Origin of the sequence: Christensenella sp. (assembly GCF_034927525.1) — a bacterium.
Lineage (GTDB): Bacteria > Bacillota > Clostridia > Christensenellales > Christensenellaceae > Christensenella.
Map to the genome: position 1 here is coordinate 1 of NZ_JAYFPU010000313.1, position 7,930 is coordinate 7,930.

A 7,930-nucleotide genomic window follows, 5' to 3' on the forward strand; every position below is an offset into this window, starting at 1 on the left:
TGCCCATGCTCCGCATCTGCTGTTCATAGGAGGAAGAATCCTGCGAGCTACTGCTGTCGCTGCTGCCCGAAGAACTGCTTTGCGACGAAGCCGAAGCAGCCGAAACCACCGTCCCGTCCGCAATATTGATGCTCTCTATCGTACCACTGCCCTGCGCCGTGATAGACCCCGTTTTAGAGATCAGCACAAGTGTCTGGTATGACTCCATCAGGTCTGCACGTTGTTGCTGTAGCTCCGCGTGCTCTGACGAGAGTGCCACATCGCTTAATGTGACCAGCTTGCTGCCCTTGCTGACTTTTTCGTTTTCCTCTACGTGAATCTTATCGATCGTACCACCCGTTCCCGCAATGGTGATGGGGTTGTTGACCGCAAGCGTTCCCTTACCAAGCTCGTTGCCGTCCTTATCTCTCACCGTAACTGCTTCATCAACCGCAGGGCCGTTGTCCGTCAGCGTGACAGTGATCACATTGCCCGCCTTACGTTCCACCGTCCCGTCCTTTATGCTCCCGTCCGCAAGCTCCACCTTCACTTTGTCGCCGGTGGAAAGGGTTGCGGTGGATTCAATGTCCACTGCCATTTTGCCGTCGATTGAAATGGTCATCAGCGAACCCGCCTCGACCATTACATCCGCAGCGTCGCTTCCTTCGCTTGCAGCGATGGCCTTGACCCGTCCGTTCACGTGCGATTTGATTACGTCCGAAGCCGTGTCGTCCTTAGTCGCATTGATCTGCTCGTCGAGCTCATCGAGCTCGTCTTTGATGGACGTAAGCTTTACCTGCAGCGAGGTCGCGTCCACCGTCGCCAGCGCTTCGCCCTGCTCCACATAATCACCTTTTTCCACCAGCACCTTGTCTATTTTTATGCCCGCCGGAACTTTCAAATCCTGCGTATCCCCATATTCAAGGTTTCCCGATCCAACGACCGTTTCCACAATGCTTCCCTTCTGCACTGTGGCCTGCTGCATCATGCTTGCCGCGCTCACTGCCGGAGGCTGCATGGAAGACACGACCACCAGCGCAACGATCAATATGATTACTATGCCTAAGACGATAAAAGGCCATTTTTTCTTTTTCTTGGTTTTTACCACATTTTCTCCGCTCATCCTGTTTCTCCTGATCCTTCCTTGTTGTGATATGTGTCAAGTTTACCCCTCCATTATGAACCATTGATTAAATTTTGTCACATGATCCATCTTATTTGCACAAAAAAACCGCCTCATAAGGCGGTTATATTTTTGATGGAGTCCCGCAGCGCAAGCTCCGTGCTGATCACGTACGGTACAGGCGGGATCGCCTCGCGTCCCTCGCGGATCATGCGCAATATACGCATGGCCGCCTCGATCCCCAGTAATTTCTTTGGGTGCTTCGCCGAAATAATACCCAGACTACTTGAAGCAACGCCGTCGTCAAAGCTGACCATCGAAACATCGTCCGGGATACTGATCCCGTTTTTCACACAGAACTTGTTGATCTCAAGGGCGATCAGGTCATTGTAAGAAACCATCGCCGTATAGTAGTCGAGCGTGTCGAGAATCGCTTTGATGCTGATCTCCAGCAAAATATTGTTGTCGTAGTTGGAATAAAACCAACCGATCAGCTCCTCGCGCACAGGGATTCCCGCTTCATTCAATGCCTCCACATATCCAAGATAGCGGCGGTGCCCCTGCAAATCGTCGCCTTTGAAGATGCCCGCAATCTCCGTATGCCCCGCCTCGATCAACATTTGCGTCATCCTCTTAGAAGCACCGATGTCGTCCATCAAAATGCTTGGACATTTTACGTCGTTGTAATAGTTATGGATAAACAGGAAAGGTACGTCCTTTTCTTCCAGTTTGCGGTAATATCTGATGTTCGGATTGGGAAGCGCCGAGCGTGTCCCCTCGATGATCAGCCCCGCCACGTCCGAATGGTACATACGATCCAAAAATCCGCGTTCCTGTTCGATCCTGTTTTCCGAAATACACAAGTCGATCTCATATCCCTCAAGCTGCAACACCGTTTCGATTTCTTTGAAAATATGCTGGAAAATATATTCATTTAAGTAACTGATCAATATGCCCACTGTTTTTGACGTCGCGGCGGCAAACGTTTTGTTGACGTACATACCGCTCCCGCGCACCTTCTTCACAACGCCTTCTTCACTCAGCTGCGCCATCGCGTTCCTGACGGTCTGCCTGCTGATGCCGAATTTTCTGCACAATAAATTCTCCGACGGCAGCTTGTCGTTATACTTAAACGTCTTGTTTTTGATGTTATCCACGATCCACTGCTTTAGGACAATATACTTAAAATTAAAATTTTTTCTGTTATTGTCATCCATACCGTTTTCCTGACCTCCGGAATCACATTCCCTGTTTTATTATAAACAGCGGATGAGCTTTCTGTCCAAAATTTCAAGCACGCGCTGCGCTGTTTTCTCGTCGATCACCAGGTAATTGAGCAGACCAGTATTTAGTACGCCGATTGCCGAAAGCGCACGGTATTCTCCCGCGATGATGCACATCACCTTGCCCGCTTTCCTCAAATATTCCTCGCCGATGCCGATGATGCGGCTGTTGTAGTCGTTGTTGACAAATTCTCCTTTGATGTTGATGCGAAAAGCGCAGATATCCCCCACGGCTTTCCCGTAGTTTTCATTGATCCGGTCGATCATCCTGTCGATGGGTACCCTCGTATTGTTCTCATAATAATCGGGCGGGGCACCCGCCGAAACTACCGCAAAATCGATGTTCGCCCACTTCTCTACGATAGACTGCATATACACGCTCTGCATATAAAGCGCGCGGTCGGCAATCGTCTCCACGATCGCGGGCGCATAGATGAACGACGGCGTACCGTGCAGTTTTTCCGCAAACATACGCACCGTTTCATTCAATTGATATTCCATGCCCACGCGGTTAGAGCCACCCAAAAGCGGCACCACGTTCACGTCGTAAATATCCCTGTTGACCGGGAAAGACTGCATAAATTCATAGCACATCCGCCCCCACGCAATACCCAGCGCCGAATGGCTTTTCAGAATCTCCGACGCAAGCAGCCCGCCCTGAGACGATACGATGCGGATCAGCATTTCCTCCGAGCTGACGTTCGTCGGCACGACCCGGCAATCGTCCAAACGGAACCGGTCTTTAAAGATGCCGGACAGCGCATCGTTGTTGGCGTACGGATCCTTGATGTTGATCTCTATGATGCCGTTTTCCATCGCTTCTGAAAGCATCATCGATACGCCCGAGCGCGATATCCCCAGCTTTACTGCGATCTCCGCCTGTGTCATTTTTTCCGTATAATACATTTTGGCGCACTGCACCATGATCTGTATATCGTTCCTTGCGTCCATGCGCACTCTCCTAGGCAGACCAAAAAGCGTCCATCGTCCCGATCAGCCTTTTGAATTCCCGGTATTTTCCGGCATATATTTTGACGTTATCTTCGTTTGGTTCACACGTATAGCTTGCGTGGTAAAACGCCTGCGCCGCTTCCTTCATATCCGCAAAGCGTCCGTCTGCGACAGCCGCACACATCGCCGCGCCCAGCGTCCCGAGTTCCTTTGCTTTGCACACCTCGATGGGCATATCAAGCACATCGGCAAACATCTGTACCCACACCTTCGAATTCGACGGCCCGCCCGAAATACGCGCGATCTTCACGCCGTCCTTTTTATATCCCATCAGTTTTTCCACATGATAGCACGTAGAAAAAGCAACGCCCTCATAAATAGCACGCAGCATGCTTGCCTTGTCGTCCATGCACGTAAGTCCCACAAAGCATGCCTGTGCCCTTGGATTGGCGTTCGTTCCATAAAGATAAGGCAAAAACATAACGTCGCAATCCTCCGGCCGTTTGGACTTTACCAAATTGTTGCACAGCCCGTAATACTCTTTGCTGCTCTTGTTTTCCTCTTTTAATATTTTCTGAATGAACCATTCGAGGTTGCTCGCGGACGTCATGCTCCCTTCCATTATATTATAATATCCATCCACCGTATAGATAGAAGACATAAATAAATCTTTGTCCTGTACGGGCTGCTTGTCCGCATAACAGGTGATCGCCCATGTACCGCCCACAATACTCAGCACCGTTTCGTCCACGATGCCCGTTGCGATCGGGCAGGCCGTAAAATCCACCAATCCGCCCGCGACGATCGTCCCCGGCATAAGCCCGGTCTCGTCCGCCGCCTTTTGCGTCACCCTGCCGCAAACATCCGTCGATCGCCTGATGGGCGGCAGCAGGCGCATACATTCCTCCGCTCCCAACTCCCGCAATACCTCCGGCGAATATTCCCCGCTCAATAAGTCCATTGCGCTGATGGACGACATATTGGATATCTCTCCCCATGCTTAGCCCGACAGATAATAACGGATCACGACACTGCAGAAAAGCGCATATAGCGACCGCTCGATCACCTCCGGCTTGTTCACCAAAAACCATTTCAAAAGCGGGACGATCTGCCCCGCCCATAGCGATTGCTTCGTCCTCGGTAATATCCGCTCAAACGTACCGTCCTCCATCCACGCCTCGACCAGGCCAGCGGCGCGCAGGTCTGTTGATATGATGCCGTTATAAGCTGGCTGCCCGCCTTTACCCATCAGGTAAAGACCGTTGCCGTGCCCTGTGACGGATACGCCTCCAATGTCTTTGGGGTCTACGCCGCTTTTTTCGATGACCTCACGGATGCACTGCGCATTTGCCCTGTATAGCACGTCTGTATCGCGCTCCACATAACCGGCCTGCGGCAATATCTGCGGTACAATCGCCGTTGCCACCGCGATCTCGTTGCCGCTGTCGTCAAACATGCCCGCCTTAGATACACTGCCGCCGTTATCAAGGCCAATATAATACCGTGCCATATCCTGCCCCTGCCTTTCCTCTTTACTGCGCGCTCGTTGCAATACTAATCTTATCCCGCAAAAACTGTCGCGCCGTGTCCGCATAACCGATGGAGACCTCGCTTCCATCAGACCACATTTCCATCACAAAAAGCCCCGCATAGCCATGCTCCTTCAAATAGGCAAAAAACGCATCAAAATCGACGATTCCATCGCCATACGGCGTATCGCGGATCACATTCAGCTTTCCGTCCTTCACATGCCATGCGATCGTGTCCGCATAAGCCTGTCCGATGTCTGCATACAGCTGCTGCATACTAACGCCGCGTGCTGTCAGATTGGCGATGTCCGCGTATATCTTGAGCCAGGGTGAATCGACCGCGTCAACGTACTTTTTGATCTTTGCAAGCGTATCCATAAAATCCGTATCTACATTCTCGATGGCCAGCGTCACCGCACGACATGCCGCGTATCTTACAGATTCCTTTAGTCCTTCCAAAAACAATCGTTCCGTATCCTTGCTGCGCGATCCATAATATTCGTCATATCCCGCAAGCTGCACGATGCGTATGCCTGTCGCTACCGCAAAATCCACCGCGTCACGAATGAGCGCAAGCCCTGCCTCGCGCGTTTTTTTGTCCATACTGCCGATCGGAAAGCGGCGGTTGCCGCTCAGGCACATGGTTAGGATAGGAAAATCCGCTTCCATTAGCGCCTTACGTATTTGTTTGCCTTCCCTGCTACCGCTTTTCACGCGCGCCATTCTCTCGTCCGTCTCGTCGATGCTGATCTCGATAAAATCATAGCCCGCCGCTTTTGCTTCTATTATTTTTTCTTTCCATCCAAGGCCTTGCGGCAGGGCTTTTTCATAAAGCCCCACCTTACAGTCTCTCAAATCCATGTTTGCCCCTTATTTATTGTCCATACCTGCTGAACATCTCCACCGCGAGGCGGTCTTCCTCTTCCGTCATGATCGCCGGTTCGCCTGCTGCCTTGGCAGCCAGATAACTACGCGCCACGTCCTCCGTATATACTGCCGCATAAAGCGCTTCCTTCAGGTTTCCGCCAATGGTCACAACGCCGTGGTGGCGCAAAATCACTGCGCGTTTCCCTTTGGAATAATCCACGGTCAATATGCCCATCTCAAGGCTTCCCGGCGTACTGTACGGCGCAACATGCACTTCGCCGAGCGCCACGTTGGAAAGTGTGGTGCAGCAAGCAGGCAGCGTATCGCTGATAAGTCCTACCGCCGTTGCGTATGGCTGGTGCGTATGGATGATCGCATTCACCTCCGGCATGTGCTCATAAATGTATTGCAGCGCGATCGTATCGACAGACGGCTTGCGCGTCCCCTCGATGATATCCCCCTCTTTGTTATAAACGATCAGGTCTTCAGGCACCATACCCACATAGTTCATGCCGGACGGCGTGACGATGATGTCGCCGTTTTCCTTGCGTACGCTGACGTTCCCGCCGGACATCGTGATCAGCCTGTTGTCCTTCATTTCAAGAGCCGCCGCTATGATCGCCTTTTTGTCTTGTTCATACATTGTTTTGTCCTCCGTTTATTTAAAAATATTGGTCTGCTTTGCTATCCGCCGATCACGCACGCGATGTCCGCGCGCTCCACCAGCATTTTTAGTTCTTCCATATCCTCGTTTTTCAGCTGCACATCCTTTTCCATCACATAGTCAAGCCCCAACGCACGATGCTTGTGCTTGCCAAACTGGTGGAAGGGTAGCAGGTCTATACGCTCTATGCCGAATTCCTTGGCCCAGATGATGACGGACATCACGTGGGCTTTCGTATCGTTGAACCCCGGGATGATAGGACACCGAAAGATCACGTTTTTACCCTTTTCCCGCAGCCTGAAAATATTGTTTCTCAATATTCCGATATAGTCACCGCCATCCGGCATGATCACCGCCGTCTTTTTGGGGTCTGTCGTTTTTATGTCCAACAGTATTTCATCCACATCGGCAAGCCCCATCCACATTTTGTCCCAGCTTACGATGCCGCACGTCTCTACTGCCACCGGCAGATATTCACTTTTGCAAGCGCGTACAAGGTCGTGGACAAATTCCGCCTGCAGCAACGGCTCGCCGCCTGTGATCGTCACACCGCCGCCCGAGCGTGCATAATAGATCGCATCCTTCATCACCTCGTGCATCACTTCTTCTACGCTCATATCCTGACCGTATATCTGCCGCGCCGAGGCCGGGCACATCGCAACACACCGCCCGCAAAAATCGCACAAAGAGGCGTTTGTCCGCACCTTGTTTTCGATATGGTAGATCGCCTTTGTGTGGCACAATCCCTCGCAGCGCAGACATGCCGTACAAAGGTTATCGAATACAACGATCTCCCTTTGCGTATTCTGCGACTCTGGATTGCTGCACCATGGGCAGCGGAGATGACAGCCCTTTAAAAACACCGCCGTGCGGATGCCCTCGCCGTCATGGATATGGAATTTTTCAATATTGAATACGTTCCCCGTTCTCTCCATCTGTTTTCTCCTGTATTTTTGAAAATGTCCAAACCGTTATGGCGCTGTGCTGCGCCAGAAATTTTAAGAATGTTTTTCGAGCTGATGTCATTTGTCAAGTCATATGTTAGACCGCCCAAAACAGAAACTCAAGAACAAAATCCGATTCAAATACAACATATTTTGCGTTAATAACAACTTTGAAAACATATGTCAAAATGCTTGTCATCCTTATACCGGAAAACAACAAAAAGTTGTTATCAAAAGGCTTAAAATAGCCTTTTAGCCGTTTACACACCCACCTTTTATACCTATAATCTAGGAAAAGAAGGAGATTTTTGTCATGCAATATGTCAACGAGAATATAAAACAATACAAAGACACCCATGCCTCCATACTTGGCAAGACGGTGTACCGCAGCAAAAGGATCGAAGACCTGCGCAACTTTCTGCTTGCTTCCACACCCACCATTTGTTCGGAGCGTGCGGTAGCGGTTACGAAGGCCTATCGGGAATTCGAAGGAGAAAACATCTATATCCTGCGCGCCAAGGCGCTTAAAAAAGTACTGGAGGAAATGAGCATCTTCATTCTGGATGGCGAGCTGCTGGTCGGCAACCAGG

The 7,930-nt window shown here is 50.9% G+C and carries 7 protein-coding genes and 2 pseudogenes; 1 reads left to right on the top strand and 8 read right to left on the bottom strand.

Features of this window, described 5'->3' with window-relative positions:
- The 8 genes and pseudogenes from VB081_RS12665 to VB081_RS12700 all read right to left on the bottom strand — a co-directional run.
- Positions 1-1,102, bottom strand: a pseudogene (locus tag VB081_RS12665) (biotin/lipoyl-binding protein); the annotation flags it as partial.
- A gap of 113 nt (positions 1,103-1,215) precedes the next feature.
- Entirely contained in the window at positions 1,216-2,319 is a 1,104-nt protein-coding gene (locus VB081_RS12670; RefSeq protein ID WP_323401147.1) for a GntR family transcriptional regulator, read from the bottom strand.
- A gap of 39 nt (positions 2,320-2,358) precedes the next feature.
- Positions 2,359-3,336, bottom strand: coding sequence for a sugar-binding transcriptional regulator (locus VB081_RS12675; RefSeq protein ID WP_323401148.1), 978 nt, complete (start codon positions 3,334-3,336; stop codon positions 2,359-2,361).
- 10 nt (positions 3,337-3,346) lie between these two features.
- Entirely contained in the window at positions 3,347-4,123 is a 777-nt protein-coding gene (locus VB081_RS12680) for an FGGY-family carbohydrate kinase (protein WP_323401153.1), read from the bottom strand.
- Positions 4,124-4,954 (bottom strand): annotated as a pseudogene (locus tag VB081_RS12685) (FGGY family carbohydrate kinase); the annotation flags it as partial.
- Positions 4,869-5,726, bottom strand: coding sequence for an L-ribulose-5-phosphate 3-epimerase (locus VB081_RS12690; RefSeq protein ID WP_323401149.1), 858 nt, complete (start codon positions 5,724-5,726; stop codon positions 4,869-4,871). The gene VB081_RS12690 and the pseudogene VB081_RS12685, both read right to left, overlap by 86 nt.
- Positions 5,727-5,739: 13 nt before the next feature.
- Positions 5,740-6,375, bottom strand: coding sequence for a class II aldolase/adducin family protein (locus tag VB081_RS12695; RefSeq protein ID WP_323401150.1), 636 nt, complete (start codon positions 6,373-6,375; stop codon positions 5,740-5,742).
- A gap of 41 nt (positions 6,376-6,416) precedes the next feature.
- On the bottom strand, positions 6,417-7,331 hold the full coding sequence (locus tag VB081_RS12700) for a glycyl-radical enzyme activating protein (protein ID WP_323401151.1): 915 nt from the start codon (positions 7,329-7,331) through the stop codon (positions 6,417-6,419).
- A gap of 322 nt (positions 7,332-7,653) precedes the next feature.
- Between VB081_RS12700 and VB081_RS12705 the strand changes: the two genes are divergently transcribed.
- The coding region (locus VB081_RS12705; RefSeq protein WP_323401152.1) for a pyruvate formate lyase family protein at positions 7,654-7,930 on the top strand (277 nt) is incomplete at its 3' end.

What these genes read in the sequence shown, in the direction of transcription:
- VB081_RS12670 (WP_323401147.1), bottom strand. Translation starts at nt 2,319, where the DNA reads ATGGATGACAATAACAGAAAAAATTTTAATTTTAAGTATATTGTCCTA.
- VB081_RS12675 (WP_323401148.1), bottom strand. Translation starts at nt 3,336, where the DNA reads ATGGACGCAAGGAACGATATACAGATCATGGTGCAGTGCGCCAAAATG.
- VB081_RS12690 (WP_323401149.1), bottom strand. Translation starts at nt 5,726, where the DNA reads ATGGATTTGAGAGACTGTAAGGTGGGGCTTTATGAAAAAGCCCTGCCG.
- VB081_RS12695 (WP_323401150.1), bottom strand. Translation starts at nt 6,375, where the DNA reads ATGTATGAACAAGACAAAAAGGCGATCATAGCGGCGGCTCTTGAAATG.
- VB081_RS12700 (WP_323401151.1), bottom strand. Translation starts at nt 7,331, where the DNA reads ATGGAGAGAACGGGGAACGTATTCAATATTGAAAAATTCCATATCCAT.